General features: G+C 37.5%; 12 protein-coding genes and 2 tRNA genes. 12 read left to right on the forward strand and 2 right to left on the reverse strand.

Annotated features, from left to right (window positions below; genetic code table 11):
• The first annotated feature begins 234 nt into the window (after window positions 1–234).
• From OO013_RS13300 to OO013_RS13310, 3 genes are all read left to right on the forward strand, one after another.
• Window positions 235–1,968 carry a Na/Pi cotransporter family protein gene (locus OO013_RS13300; RefSeq protein WP_266057369.1) on the forward strand — a complete coding sequence of 578 codons (1,734 nt, stop codon included), beginning with the start codon at window positions 235–237 and terminating at the stop codon, window positions 1,966–1,968.
• Between the two features lie 165 nt (window positions 1,969–2,133).
• Entirely contained in the window at window positions 2,134–4,227 is a 2,094-nt protein-coding gene (recG, locus tag OO013_RS13305) for an ATP-dependent DNA helicase RecG (RefSeq protein ID WP_266057371.1), read from the forward strand.
• 52 nt (window positions 4,228–4,279) lie between these two features.
• On the forward strand, window positions 4,280–4,579 hold the full coding sequence (locus OO013_RS13310) for an SCP2 sterol-binding domain-containing protein (RefSeq protein ID WP_137089288.1): 300 nt from the start codon (window positions 4,280–4,282) through the stop codon (window positions 4,577–4,579).
• A 12-nt stretch (window positions 4,580–4,591) separates the two neighbouring features.
• On the opposite strand, the gene OO013_RS13315 is transcribed toward OO013_RS13310, so the two are convergent.
• Window positions 4,592–5,083, reverse strand: coding sequence for a GNAT family N-acetyltransferase (locus tag OO013_RS13315; protein ID WP_266057372.1), 492 nt, complete (start codon window positions 5,081–5,083; stop codon window positions 4,592–4,594).
• Window positions 5,084–5,303: 220 nt separating this feature from the next.
• Here OO013_RS13315 and OO013_RS13320 point away from each other — a divergent pair, with 220 nt between their 5' ends.
• From OO013_RS13320 to OO013_RS13340, 5 genes are all read left to right on the forward strand, one after another.
• Entirely contained in the window at window positions 5,304–5,756 is a 453-nt protein-coding gene (locus OO013_RS13320; RefSeq protein WP_266057373.1) for a MarR family winged helix-turn-helix transcriptional regulator, read from the forward strand.
• Between the two features lie 4 nt (window positions 5,757–5,760).
• Window positions 5,761–8,166 carry a 3-hydroxyacyl-CoA dehydrogenase/enoyl-CoA hydratase family protein gene (locus OO013_RS13325; RefSeq protein ID WP_266057374.1) on the forward strand — a complete coding sequence of 802 codons (2,406 nt, stop codon included), beginning with the start codon at window positions 5,761–5,763 and terminating at the stop codon, window positions 8,164–8,166.
• A 36-nt stretch (window positions 8,167–8,202) separates the two neighbouring features.
• Window positions 8,203–9,372, forward strand: a complete 1,170-nt coding sequence (locus OO013_RS13330) for a thiolase family protein (protein ID WP_266057375.1) — start codon at window positions 8,203–8,205, stop codon at window positions 9,370–9,372.
• Window positions 9,373–9,389: 17 nt separating this feature from the next.
• Window positions 9,390–11,189, forward strand: coding sequence for an acyl-CoA dehydrogenase FadE (locus OO013_RS13335; RefSeq protein ID WP_266057376.1), 1,800 nt, complete (start codon window positions 9,390–9,392; stop codon window positions 11,187–11,189).
• A gap of 115 nt (window positions 11,190–11,304) precedes the next feature.
• Entirely contained in the window at window positions 11,305–12,051 is a 747-nt protein-coding gene (locus OO013_RS13340; RefSeq protein ID WP_266057378.1) for a hypothetical protein, read from the forward strand.
• Between the two features lie 13 nt (window positions 12,052–12,064).
• Here OO013_RS13340 and OO013_RS13345 read toward each other — a convergent pair whose 3' ends face one another.
• A complete protein-coding gene (locus OO013_RS13345) occupies window positions 12,065–12,598 on the reverse strand; it encodes an RNA methyltransferase (RefSeq protein ID WP_266057380.1) in 534 nt (177 codons plus the stop codon).
• A gap of 93 nt (window positions 12,599–12,691) precedes the next feature.
• Between OO013_RS13345 and mutS the strand changes: the two genes are divergently transcribed.
• The 4 genes from mutS to OO013_RS13365 all read left to right on the forward strand — a co-directional run bounded on the left by mutS (window position 12,692) and on the right by OO013_RS13365 (window position 18,622).
• Window positions 12,692–15,298 (forward strand): DNA mismatch repair protein MutS, encoded by a 2,607-nt coding sequence (gene mutS / locus OO013_RS13350; RefSeq protein WP_266057381.1) that lies wholly within the window; start codon window positions 12,692–12,694, stop codon window positions 15,296–15,298.
• Between the two features lie 91 nt (window positions 15,299–15,389).
• Window positions 15,390–15,462 (forward strand) — tRNA-Gly (locus OO013_RS13355).
• Between the two features lie 78 nt (window positions 15,463–15,540).
• Window positions 15,541–15,628: transfer RNA gene (locus OO013_RS13360), tRNA-Leu, on the forward strand.
• A 126-nt stretch (window positions 15,629–15,754) separates the two neighbouring features.
• Entirely contained in the window at window positions 15,755–18,622 is a 2,868-nt protein-coding gene (locus OO013_RS13365; protein ID WP_266057382.1) for a M16 family metallopeptidase, read from the forward strand.
• Window positions 18,623–18,718: the final 96 nt, after the last annotated feature.

Consider the following 18,718-nt stretch of genomic DNA (forward strand, 5'->3'; position numbering starts at 1 on the left):
ATCATAATTGAATATTCGCCTGCAAAGATAGAGTAAACATATTAATTCTAGTTTAGAGCATATATCATCAAAATGTTAAATAAATTTTCTTTCTTAGTGCTGATAATCAGTGATTTTACGATTAATATAAAGCCAATGTTAACCTAGTGTTAACAAACGAGTTTTGCTTAACAATTATTTAATGGTATGTTTTAAAACTCTCTTATTAGATTTGCACCAATAAATTTTAATGATATGCAACTTGGTATTTTAGACTTACTTGCCATACTCGGTTCTCTGGGTATTTTTATTTATGGTATGAAGGTGATGTCGGAGGGTATTCAGAACCTTGCTGGTGATCAACTAAAGAACATTCTTGGTTACATGACTACTAATAGGTTCGCAGGAGTAGCGACCGGATTTGTCACCACCAGCCTTATTCAGTCATCCTCTGCAACAACTGTGATGATTGTTAGTTTCGTAAATGCGGGACTATTAAGCCTGAGACAAGCTATTGGTGTAATTATGGGTGCCAATATCGGTACGACAATTACCGCGGTTTTAATTACTGTATTTGGCTTTTCGAAATTCAGTGTTTCAGATTATACTCTAGTGGTAATCGCTTTGAGTTTACCGTTAATGTTCTCTAAAAAGAGCAACCTGAAATCATTAGGAGAATTCCTTTTTGGTTTTGGTTTATTGTTCATGGGATTAGACATGCTAAAAGGAAATGTGCCTGATCTTAAAAGCAATCCTGATGCGCTGGCCTGGATTCAGAACATCAGTGACATGGGTTATGCCAGTGTGATAATATTTGTATTTATTGGTACACTTATCACCGTTATAGTTCAGTCTTCCAGTGCTGCTATGGCCATAACGCTGATAATGTGTGAGCAGGGATGGATAGAGTTTGACGTAGCGGCAGCTCTTGTTTTAGGAGAAAATATCGGTACTACTATTACAGCTAACATCGCTGCAATGGTTGGTAATTCCTATGCAAAGCGGGCAGCCCGGGCTCACTTTATTTTCAACATATTTGGAGTACTCTGGATGTTGGCTCTGTATCACCCGTTCCTAAATATGATTGACTATTTTGTTGTCAAGTACATGCAAATACCTTCTCCATTTACAGAAGCTAGTTCGGTTAAATGGGCATTAACAATATTCCATATCAGTTTTAATATAATCAACACGTTATTGTTGATCTGGTTTGTACCATTTATAGAAAAGACAGTAATTCGTTTAGTTCCTGTTCGATCGGAGGATAAAGAAGATGATCAGTTTAAACTGGAATATATTGGTTCTGATATTATGCGTACGCCGGAGCTTTCTCTGATAGAGGTAAGCAAGGAGCTGAGTAGATTTGGCGCGTTGACTAAAAAAATGTTTAACAAGCTTAAAGTACAAAGGCATAGTAAAAGGTCTGCTGATTTTGAAGGAGCGTATAATAAAATTCAGAAATACGAAGAAGCAACTGATTCATTTGAAGAAGAAATCACAGCATATTTGGTAAAGCTTTCAGAGGGAAGGTTAAATGCCGATACTTCTGCAAAGGTAGTTATTATGCATAGTGTAGCTAATGATCTTGAGCGAATCGGAGATAGCATCCTTGATATTTCAAAGAATATTAATAGACTATATAAGAAGAAATTAAAACTAGACGACAAACAAAATAAACGTCTGGATGACCTTTCCTCTCTGGTTGAAGAAGCTTTTGATATCATGCTTGAAAATCTGGACAAAGGAACGTTTTCTATTGATCTTAAAGATGCCAGAAAGAAAGAGCAAGAAATTAATAAGCTCAGAAAGAAACTGAGAAAAGCTCAAATGCGTGTTATCGAAGACCCAACATATGAAGTAAAAACCGGGATTTTATTCCGTGATATTTACCAGGGACTTGAACACATGGCAGATCAGATCTTTAGCGTAAACCTGGCTTTAGCCGGAGAGAAGTTTGATCTCGATGAAATCCTTGAGGATGATATATAACAAATAAAGTAAAAACACTTTTCAGGTAAGAGCCAGTAATATTTGATTATTACTGGCTTTTATTTTTTTATAGGTGGTGCGTATCTAATCTATTTGGACATCTTAAACTTTTATTATCCGATGTTTGATGTAATTTTATGACCTGCAAAGAATTTTTAGTGTTGCATGTCAAAATTTTTTCAAACAAGCATTGAGTTTATAAAAGGAGTAGGGCCTCAGAAAGCTGCCATGCTAGGTAAGGAGCTGGGAATATTCACCTATGCAGACCTCATTCAATACTATCCATTTCGTTATGAAGACCGGTCAGTTTTTCATACTGTTTCCGATTGTTATTATAAAGAAGGAGAAATAGTCCAGTTAAGAGGGTCTATCCGATATTTTGATACTCTAGGTGAAGGAAGAAAAAAGAGACTGTCTGCAGATTTTAGAGATCATACAGGAAACCTGGAATTGACATGGTTTCAAGGGATAAATTGGGTAAAGAAAACACTAAAACCAGGTATTAACTATATTGTGTATGGGAAAGTTGCACGGTATGGCAATAAGGTAAGCATTGCGCATCCGGAGTTTGAACCAGAAGCTACCGCAAGCAAACAGAAAGGTTTGCAACCGGTGTATAGCAGCACAGAGCTTCTAAGGCGAAAATACCTTGATAGCAAAGGTATTTCTAAGATTGTTCGCAATTTACTACAAAGAGCGTTAAATGAAGTCCCTGAAACTCTCCCTGAGACATTAAGAAATGATTATAAACTACCGGGAAAGGCGGAAAGTATCAGACATATACATTTTCCTGCTAACCAGAATAAATTGCAGTTAGCGCGTTACCGGTTGAAGTTCGAGGAGCTGTTCTATATTCAGCTCAGGTTGATGAAACTCAAGCTACATAGACAGGATGCCTTCAAAGGTCTGGTACTCGATAAAACAAATCTTTTAACGGAGTTTTATGAAAACCATCTGCCTTTTGAACTGACAAATGCACAAAAAAGAGTAATAAAAGAAATATACCGGGATCTTAAATCCGGTAAGCAAATGAACAGGTTACTACAAGGGGATGTAGGAAGCGGAAAAACAATTGTTGCCTTTGTTTCAGCATTATTGGCTATAGATAATAATGCACAATGTGCACTAATGGCCCCCACAGAAATCCTGGCAGATCAACATTACCGAGGACTAAAACCTTTCGCAGATGAGCTGGGCATTTCTATTGAGAAACTTACAGGCTCAACAAAGAAAAGTGAACGAACCAGGATCCATGATAAACTTATGTCTGGAGAGCTGAATATTTTAGTCGGTACTCACGCCTTAATTGAAGATACTGTTCAGTTTAAAAATCTAGGTCTGGTAATTATCGATGAGCAACATAGATTTGGAGTTGCCCAACGGGCTAAATTATGGCAGAAAAACACCAAAGCTGTACCTCATATTCTGGTAATGACAGCTACTCCAATACCGAGGACCCTTGCAATGACTTTGTATGGTGATCTGGAGATTTCTTCTATTGATGAATTGCCAGCAGGAAGAAAACCAATCAAGACACTCCATCAATATGATGCAAACCGCCTAAAGGTAAATGCTTTTTTAAAAAAGGAAATAGAAGCCGGAAGACAGGTTTACATTGTATATCCGCTAATTGAAGAATCAGAGAAATTAGATTACAAGGATCTAATGGATGGTTTTGAAAGTATATCAAGAGCTTTTCCGGACTACCAGATTAGTATTGTTCATGGTCGGCAAAAACCTGCTGATAAAGATTTTGAAATGCAGCGCTTCGTAAAAGGAGAGACAAGAATTATGGTGGCTACCACAGTGATAGAAGTTGGAGTAAATGTGCCTAACGCGACAGTGATGGTAATTGAAAATGCGGAAAAATTTGGTTTGGCTCAATTACACCAGTTAAGAGGGAGGGTAGGACGCGGGGCAGAACAGAGTTATTGTATCTTAATGTCGGGATATAAATTAAGTAAAGAAGCAAGAAAAAGACTAGATACAATGGTGAGAACAACAGATGGATTTGAAATTGCAGACGTTGATTTACAATTAAGAGGACCGGGAGATCTAATGGGTACTCAGCAAAGTGGAGTCCTTGACCTTCTTGTTTCCGATCTGGCTAAAGACGGCAAGATCGTTCAATTGGCAAAAGAAGCAGCTTCGAGCCTTATGAAAAAAGACCCTGAACTGACATTAAATGAAAACTACCTTATTCGAAAGCAAGTCGAATCCCAGCAAAAAAACGTATTTAATTGGAGTAGAATTAGCTAATATTCGACATGCATACTAAATTAGTGGTGCATTTAAATAATTAATACACAAGATGGATTTCAATAAAGCAACCGAGTTTATTCAATCAAAAGCAGCTAAATCTTCAGAGCCATTAGGTAATAAAATCAAATTTACTTTTCCCGAAGGTGTTATACATGTAGATGGTGATCAGCAGCCAATGGAAGTTACTAATGAAGACAAGGAAGCAGATTGTAACATTAAAATGAAACTGAACGACTTTGAAAAGCTTATTACCGGGAACTTAAATCCGATGATGGCTGTGATGAGTGGAAAAATCAAAATTGACGGAAATATGGGAGTAGCGATGAAGCTGACCCAATTAGTAAATTAATTTAAAGCCACCTTATTTGGTGGCTTTGTTATTAAAGAAGTCTTTTATTCCATCCTTTTCAAGTTTACAGTTATACCATTCGGTTTCAATATTAGCACCAAGTTTTTTATAAAACTCAATTGCCGGAGTATTCCAGTCTAATACTTGCCACATTAGTTGATTAACTCCTAATTGCTGACCTTTTTCAACATAAGCATTAAAAAGCTTGATTCCATAACCTTCACCACGTCGTTTTTCCGTTACAATCAAATCTTCCAGGTAAAGGCATCTTCCTTTCCAGGTACTGTATCTGATATAGTGAATAACAATCCCTATTATCTTTTTGGTTGAAGTATCTTCTGCGACTATTAATCCAAAAGAAGGGTTATCACCGAATCCGTCTCTTATCATTTCTTCAATTGTATTGTCAACTTCATGAGGAGCTTTTTCATAAACTGCAAGCTCATTAACCAAATCGTATACCTGAGGAATGTCTTCTATTTTACCATCTCTAATTTCTACCATCTTCAATGTTAATTAAAATACGGGAAAAGATAAAAAGCCACTCCTTACTTAATTAAGCAATTTTTTTGGAATCAAAATAATATTGCCCCCACAGGTCTTATGGCAATACTTTATATTAAATGGGGTGATTTAACAAAAATTTAATCTAAAAAAATTTTTAATTATGTTATGCATGCATAATAAAATTTTATATATTTGAAGACTATTGAAATTAACCCCCATGAAGAAAACTGATAGTGTAGATTACTACATTAAGACTGCCTGGCATGCGATAGCCCGTATGTACAACCATCAGGCGGTAAAGGAAGACATCACGACATCGATCGGATTCGTATTGTTGAATATTGACTCGGAAAAAGGAACGCCCGCAACCAAAATTGCTCCTTTGATGGGTCTAGAATCCCGAAGCCTCACCCGAATGCTTAAAAGTATGGAGGAAAAGGGACTGATAGAACGGGTTCCGGATGAACACGACAAGCGTTCTGTAAGAATAGTTTTAACATCGTTAGGACAGGAAAAAAAGGAAGTGTCTAAAAGAGTAGTTAAGGCTTTTAATTATGCAGTTTACGATGAGGTTGCACCCGAGAAGCTCGAGGTTTTTATTGAAGTAATGCAACAAATACTAACGATCATAGAAGAAAACAACATTTACAAAGAAACAAACTCCCATTAAAAACATGAAGAACAGATCAATTAAGAAAGTAGCTGTACTTGGATCAGGTATTATGGGATCCAGAATCGCATGCCACTTTGCAAACATCGGTGTCGAGGTTGTACTTTTGGACATCGTCCCCAGAGAACTGACGGAAAAGGAAAAAGCTAAAGGGCTTACCTTAGAAGACAAAGCGGTTAGAAACAGAATAGTTAATGAGGCGTATCAAACGGCTATTAATTCAAAACCAGCTCCGTTGTATGACAAAAAGGATGCTTCAAAGGTTACTTTAGGTAATTTTTCTGACGACATGAAATTGATCAGTGAATGTGACTGGACAATTGAGGTAGTCGTAGAAAACCTGGATATCAAAAAGAAGGTTTTTGACCAGGTAGAGCAATACCGCACACCAGGCACATTGATCTCTAGTAATACTTCAGGAATCCCTATTCACCTGATGCTTGACGGAAGATCAGATGATTTTAAAAAGCACTTTTGCGGCACACACTTTTTCAACCCTCCAAGATATTTAAGATTACTGGAAATTATTCCTACTCCGGAGACTGATCAGGATATTATTGACTTCCTGATGCACTACGGAGATCTTTATTTAGGAAAAACGACAGTATTGTGTAAAGATACTCCAGCATTTATTGCAAACCGTATTGGTATATATGCAATGATGTCTGCTATGCACACTGTTGAGGAGATGGGTCTTAAAGTTGGTGAAGTTGACAAACTTACAGGTACACTTGTTGGCCGACCTAAATCAGCAACCTTCCGTACAATGGATGTTGTAGGATTAGACACGACGGTTAATGTAGCTAACAATCTTTACGAAGGTCTTCCAAATGATGAGAGCCGCGATACATTTAAGCTTCCTAAAATTGTAAAGGAACTTTATGACCGTAAATGGTGGGGAGATAAAACAAAACAAGGATATTATAAAAAGACTAAGGATGAAAACGGTAAAAGGTTAATCCTTGAAGTCGATTTTGATACATACGAATACGTTGAAGGGTCTAAGCCATCCTATTCATCAACCAAAAAGGCAAAAGAAATTGATGACCTGAAAGAGCGTCTGAAATTCTTACACAATGCTAAAGACGAAGCCGGGGAATTTTACAGGAAAACATCTTATGATGCATTCAAATATTGTTCAAATCGAATTCCTGAAATAGCAGACGAACTTTACAAAATTGATCAAGCCGTTTGCGCTGGATTCGGTTGGGAATTAGGACCATTTGAAATGTGGGATGCGATCGGAGTAAAAGATGTGATCTCGCAGATGGAAGAAATGTCAATGAAACCAGCACAATGGGTTTATGACATGGTTGAGGCTGGAAATGAGTCTTTCTACAAGTCAGAAAATGGACAGAAGCTTTTTTATGACATCGATTCGAAGTCATATAAGGTAATTCCTGGAACTGAAGAGCTTATCCTATTAGATAGCTTTAAAGGCAATAATGTAGTTTGGGAAAATGATGGAGCGACATTATATGATATAGGAGATGATGTTCTTTGTCTTGAGTTCCATACCAAGATGAATGCTATTGGCGGTGAAGTAATTGAAGGAATTAACACTGCAATTGCTAAAGCTGAGGCTGATTACAAAGGGCTGGTTATCGGTAATGAAGGTCAAAACTTCTCAGCGGGTGCAAACCTTGCGATGTTGTTCATGTTTGCAACAGACCAGGAGTATGATGAGATTAACTTGATGATCTCGCAATTCCAGAAAACAATGATGAGAGTTCGTTACTCTTCTATTCCAGTAGTTGCTGCAACTTCCGGAATGGCATTAGGAGGAGGTTGTGAGCTTTCACTACACTCAGATGTAATTCAGGCACATGCCGAAACTTATATGGGTCTTGTAGAGTTTGGAGTAGGACTAATTCCTGCAGGTGGAGGAACCAAAGAAATGGTTCTTAGAACTTCTGACTTATATGAAAAGGGCGATGTAGAGCTTAATAAACTACAGGAGTCATTTATGAATATTGCTACGGCAAAAGTAAGTACTTCTGCAAAAGAAGCTGAAGATCTGAATTATATTCAGACCAAAGATTCTTATACATATAACAGATCAAGATTACTGGCTGATGCAAAAGACAAAGTTCTTGAAATGCATGATGCTGGTTATGTAATGCCAGTTAAGAGGGAGGATATTAAGGTTCATGGTAAAACAGCCATGGCTATGTTCGAAGCCGGAATCACTGGTATGCTTTATGGAAATTATATCTCTGAGCATGATGCTAAAATTGCACGAAAACTCGGATATATAATGAGTGGCGGAGATTTGTCTTCTCCGACAACTGTATCGGAAGATTATTTATTAGAGCTTGAAAGAGAAGCGTTCTTAAGCCTGACAGCTGAAAGAAAAACTCTCGAAAGAATTCAAAGCTTGTTGTTCAAAGGGAAACCTTTAAGAAATTAATAATCGTTTAATTAATCAGTAAAAGACAAAATTAACATGGAAGCATATATAGTAAAAGGATATAGAACAGCAGTAGGTAAAGCCGGTAAAGGAAGCCTCAGGTTTACAAGACCCGATGATTACGCTGCTGAAGTGATCAAGCACCTGGTTTCTCAGGTCCCTAATCTTGATCCAAGCAGAGTTGATGATTTGTTTGTGGGATGTGCAGTGCCGGAAGCAGAACAAGGAATGCAGATCGGAAGAATGATTTCTCTTCTTTCCCTGCCACAAAATGTACCTGGATGTACTGTTAACCGTTACTGTGGTTCAGGAGTTGAAACTATTTCAATGGCCGCTGCGAAAATTAAAGCAGGCATGGCAGATTGTATTATAGCAGGGGGTACAGAATCAATGTCTATGGTTCCAATGATGGGATACAAAACCGCATTGAACTATAAAATTGCATCTCAAACTCCGGAATATTATTTAAGTATGGGGATTACCGCTGAAGAGGTAGCTTCAGACTATAATATCTCCAGAGAAGATGCTGATGAGTTTTCATATAACTCACATATGAGAGCTCTTAATGCAATTGAAAAAGGATATTTTAAAGATCAGATCGTTCCTATTAATGTCGAGGAAACATATTTAGATGGCGATAAAAAGAAGACCAGAGAGTTCGTTCACGATACTGATGAAGGACCAAGAGCAGGAACTTCGGTAGAAGCACTAAGTGGTTTGAGGCCTGTTTTTAGAGCAAATGGAGTCGTAACTGCTGGTAATTCATCTCAAACATCAGACGGAGCAGCTTTCGTTATGGTGATGAGTGAACGAATGGTCAAAGAACTAAACCTAGAGCCAATTGCAAGAATGGTTACTTATGCCACTGCAGGTGTAGATCCTCGCGTAATGGGTATCGGCCCGGTCAAAGCAGTGCCAAAAGCTCTTGAAATGGCCGGACTTAAGAAAGACGATATTGATCTTATTGAGTTAAATGAAGCGTTTGCTACTCAATCGCTTGCAGTGATCAGGGATCTTGACCTAGATATGGATAAGGTAAATGTGAATGGTGGTGCAATCGCACTTGGACACCCACTTGGATGTACAGGAGCAAAGCTATCTGTTCAGTTATTTAGCGAGTTACAAAGAAGAAATAAAAAATACGGTATGGTTACAGCTTGTGTCGGTGGAGGCCAGGGTGTAGCAGGTATTTACGAAATGTTATAACCCAAAAAAACACTATTATGTCTACAGCAACAGAAAAAAGAGAAGCAATTAAGGGAGGCGAGTTTCTTATTAAAGAGACTAAGGCACAAGATATTTTTACTCCCGAAGAATTTAGTGAAGAGCAAAAGATGATGGCATCTGCTACTCGTGACTTTTATGAGCATGAAGTAGCGCCAAGAATGGATAAGCTTGAAAAAGGAGAATACCACCTTGGAGCTGAATTATTGAAAAAAGCAGGAGAGTTAGGATTACTCGGAATTACAATTCCAGAAGAATATGGCGGGTTAGGTATGAGCTTTAATACATCAATGTTGATCGCTGATGTATTGGGAGCAAGCGGATCCTTCTCAACAACATATGGTGCCCATACAGGTATCGGAACTCTTCCGATTCTTTATTATGGTACTGAAGAACAAAAGCAAAAGTATTTACCGAAACTTGCTACAGGTGAGTGGATCGGATGTTACTGCCTGACAGAACCAGATGCGGGATCTGATGCAAACAGTGGAAAAACTAAAGCTGTTCTTTCAGATGACGGTAAATATTATAGCATCACAGGTCAGAAAATGTGGATATCTAATGGTGGATATGCTGACCTTTTAATTGTGTTCGCTAAGATCGAAGATGATAAAAACTTGACAGCTTTTATAGTTGAGCGTACCTGGGATGGAATCTCAATGAATGACGAAGAGGTTAAGTTGGGAATAAAAGGTTCATCAACAAGACAGGTGTTTTTCAATGATGTGAAAGTTCCTGTTGAGAATATGCTTTCAGAACGAGGAAACGGTTTCAAAATCGCTGTAAACATTTTGAATATTGGCCGTATCAAGCTTGGTGTTGGTGGAATTGGTGGAATGAAAGAAACTGCTAACCTGGCAACACAATACGCTAATGATAGAAAGCAGTTTGGAACAAGCATTGGTAACTTTGGTGCTATTCAGCATAAGCTAGCTAATATGGCGGCTATGATCTATGCTACTGAGTCACTGAATTATCGCGCTGGTCAGGATATCGAAGACCAGATGAATGCTCTTAAAGACGGAGGAATGGAAGACGCTGAGGCAAAGCTTAAGGGTATTGAGCAATTTGCCATCGAGTGTGCAATTTCTAAAGTTCATGGTTCTGAAGTTCTTGATTATTGTGTAGATGAAGGTGTTCAGATCTACGGAGGTATGGGATTCTCTGAAGATGCTCCAATGGCCCGTGCTTATAGAGATGCAAGGATTACCAGAATTTATGAAGGTACAAACGAGATCAACAGAATGTTGATGGTAGGGATGCTTCTTAAAAGAGCTATGAAAGGTGAAATCAATTTGATGGAACCAGCTATGGCAATTTCTAAAGAACTTACCGGAATCCCTGATTTCAACGTTGATTATGGCGATAGCTATTTCGGAAAAGAATATCATGTGCTTAAAAACCTTAAGAAGGTATTCTTGATGATTGGTGGTAAAGCAGCTCAGACATTTATGAACAAGATCGATGATGAGCAGGAGATTTTAATGAATCTTGCCGATGTTATGGTCGAGGTTTATGCTGCTGAATCAGCCCTATTAAGAACTGAGAAATTGATCAACACTTTAGGTGAAGAGGCTGCTCAGTTCCAGATCAATATGAGTAAATTATATCTGGCATTAGCGATTGATAAGATCAAAACTGCCGGACATGAGGCAATCTGTTCATTTGTTTCAGGAGACGAGCAGAAGGTGATGCTGATGGGTCTTAAGAGATTCACTAAAGCTGATCCAATAAATTATAAAGAAGTAAGAAGAGCAATTGCAGGAGAAATGTTAAAGTCTAACAAACTTCCTTTCTAAAGACAACTGTTTTTAATTACATGTTTCTTTAAAAGAAACTATGTGCTCCCAATAACAGCCACCTTTTTGGTGGCTGTTTTGTTTAGAGCTTAATAATATTTTGTATATTAAAATTATGAAACCAATTACCTTAATAAAACATTTCAAATTAATAACTCTTGTCTTTGTGTTAGTTCTTTCCTACTCATGTAAAGATGATGAAGAGACTCCTGAAGCCAGCCAGGATTATTTTCCTCTTGATTTAGGGAATTATTGGGTTTATGGCGAAGACCTTAATAGCGATCAGATTATTAGTGATGAAGAAAAACTGACGAATACTGTAATCAATTCAGATTATTTAATAAAGGGAATTTCTTATTCTATGATTGAGACTACAGATAGTTTTGGTAATCGATTAGACACACTGTATGTTAGAAGGCAAGGAACTGACTATATTGTTTATGCTGAGGATTTTTTAGAGTTTTCAGCAGACATTTCCCAGGCAGAAAGCGAAGTAACCTTGTTGATGTCTAATAAAAGTATTGGCGACACCTGGAATTATAATTTTGTCCTCAACAGTATTGAGTTTGATGGGGAACTCATTGAAGGAATTGCTGTAGACGTTGAAGTTGTTTTTGAATTGATCCAAAAAGAAATTAGTCTTACTACACAAGCTGGTACATTTAATGATGTGATAGCTGTAGAACAATCAATCAATTTACCTTTTCTACTTGACGATTTTGAGAGTTTTCTACCAATCACCCGGTTTTATTTTGCTCCAGAAGTAGGGATAATATTAACTGAAACCGACCTTGTAGTTAATGAAGATACTGGAGAGACAGAAACCTCTCAGAATGAATTGATTGAATATTCGTTAAATTAAAAAGCGGCTTTATTTAATTGATCCACCCATTTTTTCTAACAATTTCCCAAACAGCGATACCTGTTGCTACAGAAACATTAAAAGAGTGTTTTGAACCAAACTGAGGTATTTCAACCACAACATCAGCTTCTGAAATAACTTCATCTGACACACCAAAGACCTCGTTTCCGATAACTAGAGCTATTTTCTCATTATTATCAGGTATTTTATCAAGCATAGTACTCCTATCGGCTTGTTCAAGAGCGTAAACTTTATAACCTTCGTCTTTTAATTTTTTAATTACATCAGAAACATTTTTTTCATATTGCCAGGTGACAGTTTCAGTTGCACCGAGTGCAGTTTTTTGAATCTCTCTGTGTGGAGGTTGAGCTGTTATTCCGCATAGAAATAATTTTTCCAGCCTGAATGCATCAGCGGTTCTAAAGCAAGATCCGACATTGTTCATGCTTCTGATATTATCCAGAATTAAAACTAGGGGGAACTTTTCTGCTTGCTCAAACTCTTCCGGTGACAATCTATTGAGCTCTTGTGTCTTTAACTTTCGCATAAATTCAAATACCTGGCTGTATAGTCGTTAATTATTTTTATTTTTGATGTTTGAGTAAGCAAAACTACAACATCCTAATTTAATTGAGAAGGTATGGCAGGTAAAAGCGCTGGGAAAGAAACTCCCCTGATGAAGCAGTATAACCAGATTAAAGCCAAGTATCCTGGGGCAATGCTTTTATTCAGAGTTGGAGACTTTTATGAGACATTTGGAGAAGACGCGGTAACAGCGGCAAAAGTACTGGATATAGTATTGACTAAGCGGTCAAACGGAGCAGCTGCGAAAATAGAATTAGCAGGGTTTCCTCATCATGCATTAGATTCATACCTGCCAAAATTAGTTAGATCAGGTCATCGGGTGGCAATTTGTGACCAGCTTGAAGATCCCAAGTCAGTTAAAGGAATAGTAAAAAGAGGAGTTACCGAACTTGTAACACCTGGTTTGTCCTTTAATGATAATGTGCTCGACAGGTCAAAGAACAATTTTCTTGCTTCTATTCATGTAAATAATGAATCCTGGGGGGTGGCATTTCTCGATCTGTCTACTGGTGAGTTTCTTACTACACAAGGAACAAAACAGTATGCTGAAAAACTTATTCAGGGTTTTGCTCCTGCAGAAATCATATATAACAAAGCCCAACGTAAGAATTTCGACCAGGGGTTTTCTGAACGATATAATACATATACCCTTGAAGACTGGGTTTACCAATATGATTTTGCTTACGAAAAACTCACGAATCATTTCAAGACCAATTCTTTAAAAGGGTTTGGAGTTGAAGAAATGCATGATGGTATAGTTGCCGCCGGGTCTATATTACAATATCTGGAAGATACTGAGCACAAAGATCTTGCTCACATCTCTGCAATCTCGAGAATTGAAGAAGAAAAGTATGTGTGGCTGGATAGATTCACAATACGAAACCTGGAATTAATTGCTCCTCAACAACCGGGAGGAGTTCCATTAATTGATATTCTAGATCGGACTGTTTCTCCAATGGGAGCCAGACTTTTGAAGAAATGGTTGGTTTTACCTTTAAAAGATGAATACCTGATCCAACAGCGATTAAATAGAGTAGAGTTATTAGTTAAGGATGAAAAATTAAGAGAAGGTATAATTTCTCATCTAAAAAACATCAATGATCTTGAAAGATTAATTTCGAAGGTAGCTGTGGGCCGTATTAATCCACGGGAAATAGTGCAACTTAGAAGATCTATTGAAAATACTCAGCCAATTATTTCATTACTTGAAGCAAGTGGAGAAGGAGAACTTCAAAAAATTGCCGAAAGATTAAGCCCTTGTGAAACCCTTCTTGAAAAGATAACAACTGAATTAGCGGAAGACCCACCATTAAATGCCACACAGGGTAATGTGATTAAAGGGGGCGTCAATGAAAGGCTTGATGAATTGCGTAAAATAGCTTTTTCCGGTAAAGACTATCTTGCTCAGCTCCAGCAACGAGAGATGGAACGCACGGGTATACCCTCTTTAAAAATTGCCTACAATAAAGTATTTGGCTATTATTTAGAGGTCACAAATACTCATAAAGATAAAGTTCCGCCAGAATGGATAAGAAAACAAACTCTGGTTAATTCTGAGCGATATATAACTGAAGAGCTTAAAGAGTATGAAGACAAAATACTTAATGCGGAAGATGAACTTCATGTAATTGAGCATAATTTATATAATGAATTGATCAGAACTGCAGCTGAATACGTTGCTCAGATCCAGGAAAATGCCAGGGTACTAGCGATGCTGGATTGCCTTGCCTCTTATGCATACCTGGCGATCAAAGAGAAGTATGTAAAACCTGAAATCAAGGATCACAGAAACATTGATATTAAAGAAGGCCGTCACCCGGTAATTGAAAAGCAATTACCTATCGGTGAGGAATATGTTCCGAATGATGTTTACCTTGATGATAGCGACAATAAAATTTTAATCATAACTGGTCCAAATATGGCCGGTAAATCAGCATTATTGCGGCAAACTGCCTTGATAGTAATAATGTCGCAAATAGGGTGTTTCGTTCCAGCTAAAACTGCTGAAATTGGAATTGTTGATAAAATTTTTACCAGGGTAGGAGCATCTGATAACCTGTCTCAGGGAGAATCAACCTTTATGGTTGAAATGACTGAAACAGCCAGTATTTTGAATAATTTAAGTGACCGCTCACTTGTTTTGATGGACGAAATTGGTCGCGGAACCAGTACTTATGATGGTATTTCTATTGCCTGGTCTATTGTTGAGTACCTTCATAACAATGATCTCCCGGTGAAAACCTTATTTGCTACTCACTATCATGAATTAAATCAATTAGCCGATGACTTTGGCGGAATTAAGAACTTTAATGTTAGTGTAAAAGAGGTTGGCAATAAGATCATATTTATGCGGAAGTTGAAAGAAGGTGGTAGCGAACACAGTTTTGGTATTCATGTGGCACAACTAGCCGGTATGCCAAACCAGGTTGTTCTTCGTGCCCATGAAATTCTTCAACACCTGGAGAAAGATAAACTGAGTAAAAATGAAAAGGAAAAAATTGCTTCAGTACCAAAAAATAATTTTCAATTAAGCATGTTTGAGGCAGATCCGGCTTTTGAAGAAGTGAAAGGATTGATCGATGGATTAGATATAAATACAATATCTCCAGTGGAAGCCCTACTGAAACTCAATGAGATAAAGATGATGATGAAAAAAGACTAATTTTTTTCATTAAAAAATTATCTCAGAGTATTGAAAAATACATATCGTGTATTATATTTGCAGTCCCTTTCAAACGGTAAGGGAATTACAAGCGAAAGTAGCTCAGCTGGTAGAGCACGACCTTGCCAAGGTCGGGGTCGCGGGTTCGAATCCCGTCTTTCGCTCAAAATAGCACTTCGATTGAGAGATACTTCTCTCAATTTTTTTTTCTACCGTATTAACAGACTAGTAATCTAGTCTATGCCGGAGTGGTGGAATTGGTAGACACGCAAGACTTAAAATCTTGTGGCCTTCTTGGCCGTGCGGGTTCAAGTCCCGCCTCTGGTACCAAAAGCTCTCAGAAATGAGGGCTTTTGTTTTTTCCACTCATTTAGTTTATTTACCACTTAAATATTTATTAGACTCTCTCACCATATTCTTGGTTAATTTTGTTGTTGCAATCAAATTAGAATCACAATGTTTAAATCATTATCAACCAAGCAGGCTTTAATTGCCTTTTTGATACTTTTTTCGTGGTCAACTTTTGCACAGACCAAGTTGATCGAAAAAGTTGAAAAGAAAGATGGAGAGCTTACAATTCCTTATTCGAAGTATAAGCTTGAAAATGGATTAACTCTTATTGTTCATGAAGATCATTCGGATCCTCTAGTTCATGTTGATGTTACTTACCACGTAGGTTCAGCAAGAGAAGAAATTAAAAAATCTGGTTTTGCACACTTTTTTGAACACATGATGTTTCAGGGATCAGAAAATGTAGCTGATGAAGAACATTTTAAAATCGTAACTGAATCAGGTGGAACTCTAAATGGTACTACCAACCGTGACAGAACAAATTATTTTGAAACGGTACCAAGTAACCAACTTGAAACCATGCTGTGGTTAGAGGCTGACAGAATGGGCTATTTGCTTCCTGCTGTTACTCAAAAGAAATTTGAAGTACAGCGTGAAACAGTGAAGAATGAAAAACAACAACGATATGATAATGCTCCTTACGGGCTTTTCAGAGAGCTCCAAGCTGAGTCATTATATCCGTATGGTCACCCGTATAGCTGGTTAACTATTGGTAAGCTGGAAGACCTCGACAGAGTAGATGTAGAAGACCTGAAAAAATTCTTCTTAAGATGGTATGGACCTAACAATGCTGTTTTAACTGTTGGTGGAGATGTAAACACCAAAGAAGTTGTTAAAATGGCTGAAAAATATTTTGGTACTATTCCTGCAGGTCCCGAAGTTAATGACCTTGAAATTGAACCTATCTCTGTAGATGAAGACAGGTATGTTCACTATGAAGATAAGAATATTCGTTTCCCTGCCCTGATTGTAACCTTCCCAACTGTGCCTGCTTATCACGAAGATGAGGCAGCGCTTGATTATTTAGGTCAGCTTTTTGGAACTGGAAAAAAATCATTCTTTTATAAAGAGTTTGTAAAAACACAAAAAGCAATTCAGGGAAGTGCATTTCATAATTCTTCTGAATTAGCGGGAGAGATGACTTTCTTCGTATTACCGTATCCTGGTAGAAGCCTTTCTGATTTCGAAACGGAGATGAGAAAGATAATTTTCGAAAGCTTTGAAGAAAAAGGTGTTTCTGAAGAGGATATCGAGAAAATCAGAGCTACTTATGAAAGCAGTTTTATTAATGGCTTAACATCAGTAAGTGGTAAGGTAAGCAGATTAGCTGCATATGAAACTTTTGCTGATGATGCTGATTATATCGGAAAAGATCTTCAAAGATATCTTGATGTTACCAAAGAAGATGTAATGCGTGTATATAATAAATATATTAAAGGAAAGAATGCTGTTTATTTAAGTGTTGTTCCTGATGCAAATACACCACCTGCACAAGCTGATAATTTTGAGCCTGATACTGAAGGAGATAATCCTTATCCAACTACTGATTACTCAAAAGTAAGCGCACGAACTCCTGAAAAAGATTCTTTTGACAGAAGTGAAACGCCTGCAAGCGGAAAAGCTCCTCTTGTGCCTGTTCCAGATTTTTGGACTGCAAAATTGGACAATGGTATCAAGATGATCGGTACTAAAAGTGATGAAGTTCCAACTGTAGCAATACTTATAGAGATCGAAGGTGGTGCCAGAATGGAGTCTGAAATGCAGGACAAAGCAGGTATCGCTCAATTGACAGCTTCTTTGATGAATGAGTCTACAGAGAATTATTCTGCTGAGGAAATACAAGAAGAATTAAGAAAATTAGGTTCTACTGTTAGTGTTAGTGCAGGATCAAGTTCTTCACAAATGACAATTCAGACTCTAAGTAAAAACCTGGATAAAACTTTAGAGCTTGCCGAAGAGATTCTTTACAGGCCAAAGTTTACTCAGGAAGAATTCGAAAGGCTGAAAAAGCAACAGTTCGAAAGCGTAATGGCTTCACTAAAAGATCCTGCTTCAATTGCTAGTAATATATTTGATAGATTGCTTTACGGTGATGGCCATATATATTCTCTTCCTTCTTCAGGTAATATTGCTACATTACAAAATATTACTCTTGAAGATGTGAAGGAATACTACGAAAAGAATTATTCTGCTGGATTGGCATCTATAACTGTTGTTGGTGATGTAGAGAAAAAAGAAGCGTTAGAAAGTCTGGCCTTCCTAAAAGAATGGGAAAACACAGGTGTTGAAGTTCCTGAATTACCAGCTACTCCTGAGATTGATAAGACAACAGTTTACTTTGTTGATAAAGAAGGTGCTCCTCAAAGCCAGATCCGTGTAGGTTATGTGAGTGATTTAAGATACGATGTTACCGGTCCTTATTTCAAGACTACATTGATGAACTACCCACTTGGGGGAGCTTTCAATTCGCGTATAAATCTTAACTTAAGAGAAGATAAAGGCTGGACGTACGGAGCGAGATCTTATTTCTCATCATCTGATGTTCCGGGCCCTTTCACAGTATCTGCCGGCATAAAAGGCAATGCTACTGATAGCGCTTTAGTTGAGATCATGAAAGAATTAAAAGATTACGCTGATAATGGTATTACAAAAGAAGAATTGGCTTTCATGAAAAAGTCAGTTGCTCAACGTGATGCATTAAAGTATGAGACTCCTTTCCAAAAAGCAGGCTATTTAAGCCGAATTCAGGAGTATGATCTTCCAAAAGACTATGTTAAGCAACAAGCTAAGATCATTAACGATGTTACAGCTGCAGAGCTTAATACTCTTGCTAAAAAATATATTCCATATGACAAGTTAACAGTGGTTATTGTTGGGGATAAAGCAAGCTTAATGGATAAGATAAAAGGTCTAGGTTATAATGTTGTTGAATGGAATCCTGAAAAGAAGGATGCTGATTCAGGAACAGAATAAATAGATTAGATATTAATAGAACAGGCATCTCCCAAAAGAGATGCCTGTTTTGTTTAGGTTAATCTTTGTTAAAAGAGCATATTTCAAGTACATATA

The organism is Mangrovivirga halotolerans (assembly GCF_026241165.1).
Lineage (GTDB): Bacteria > Bacteroidota > Bacteroidia > Cytophagales > Cyclobacteriaceae > Mangrovivirga > Mangrovivirga halotolerans.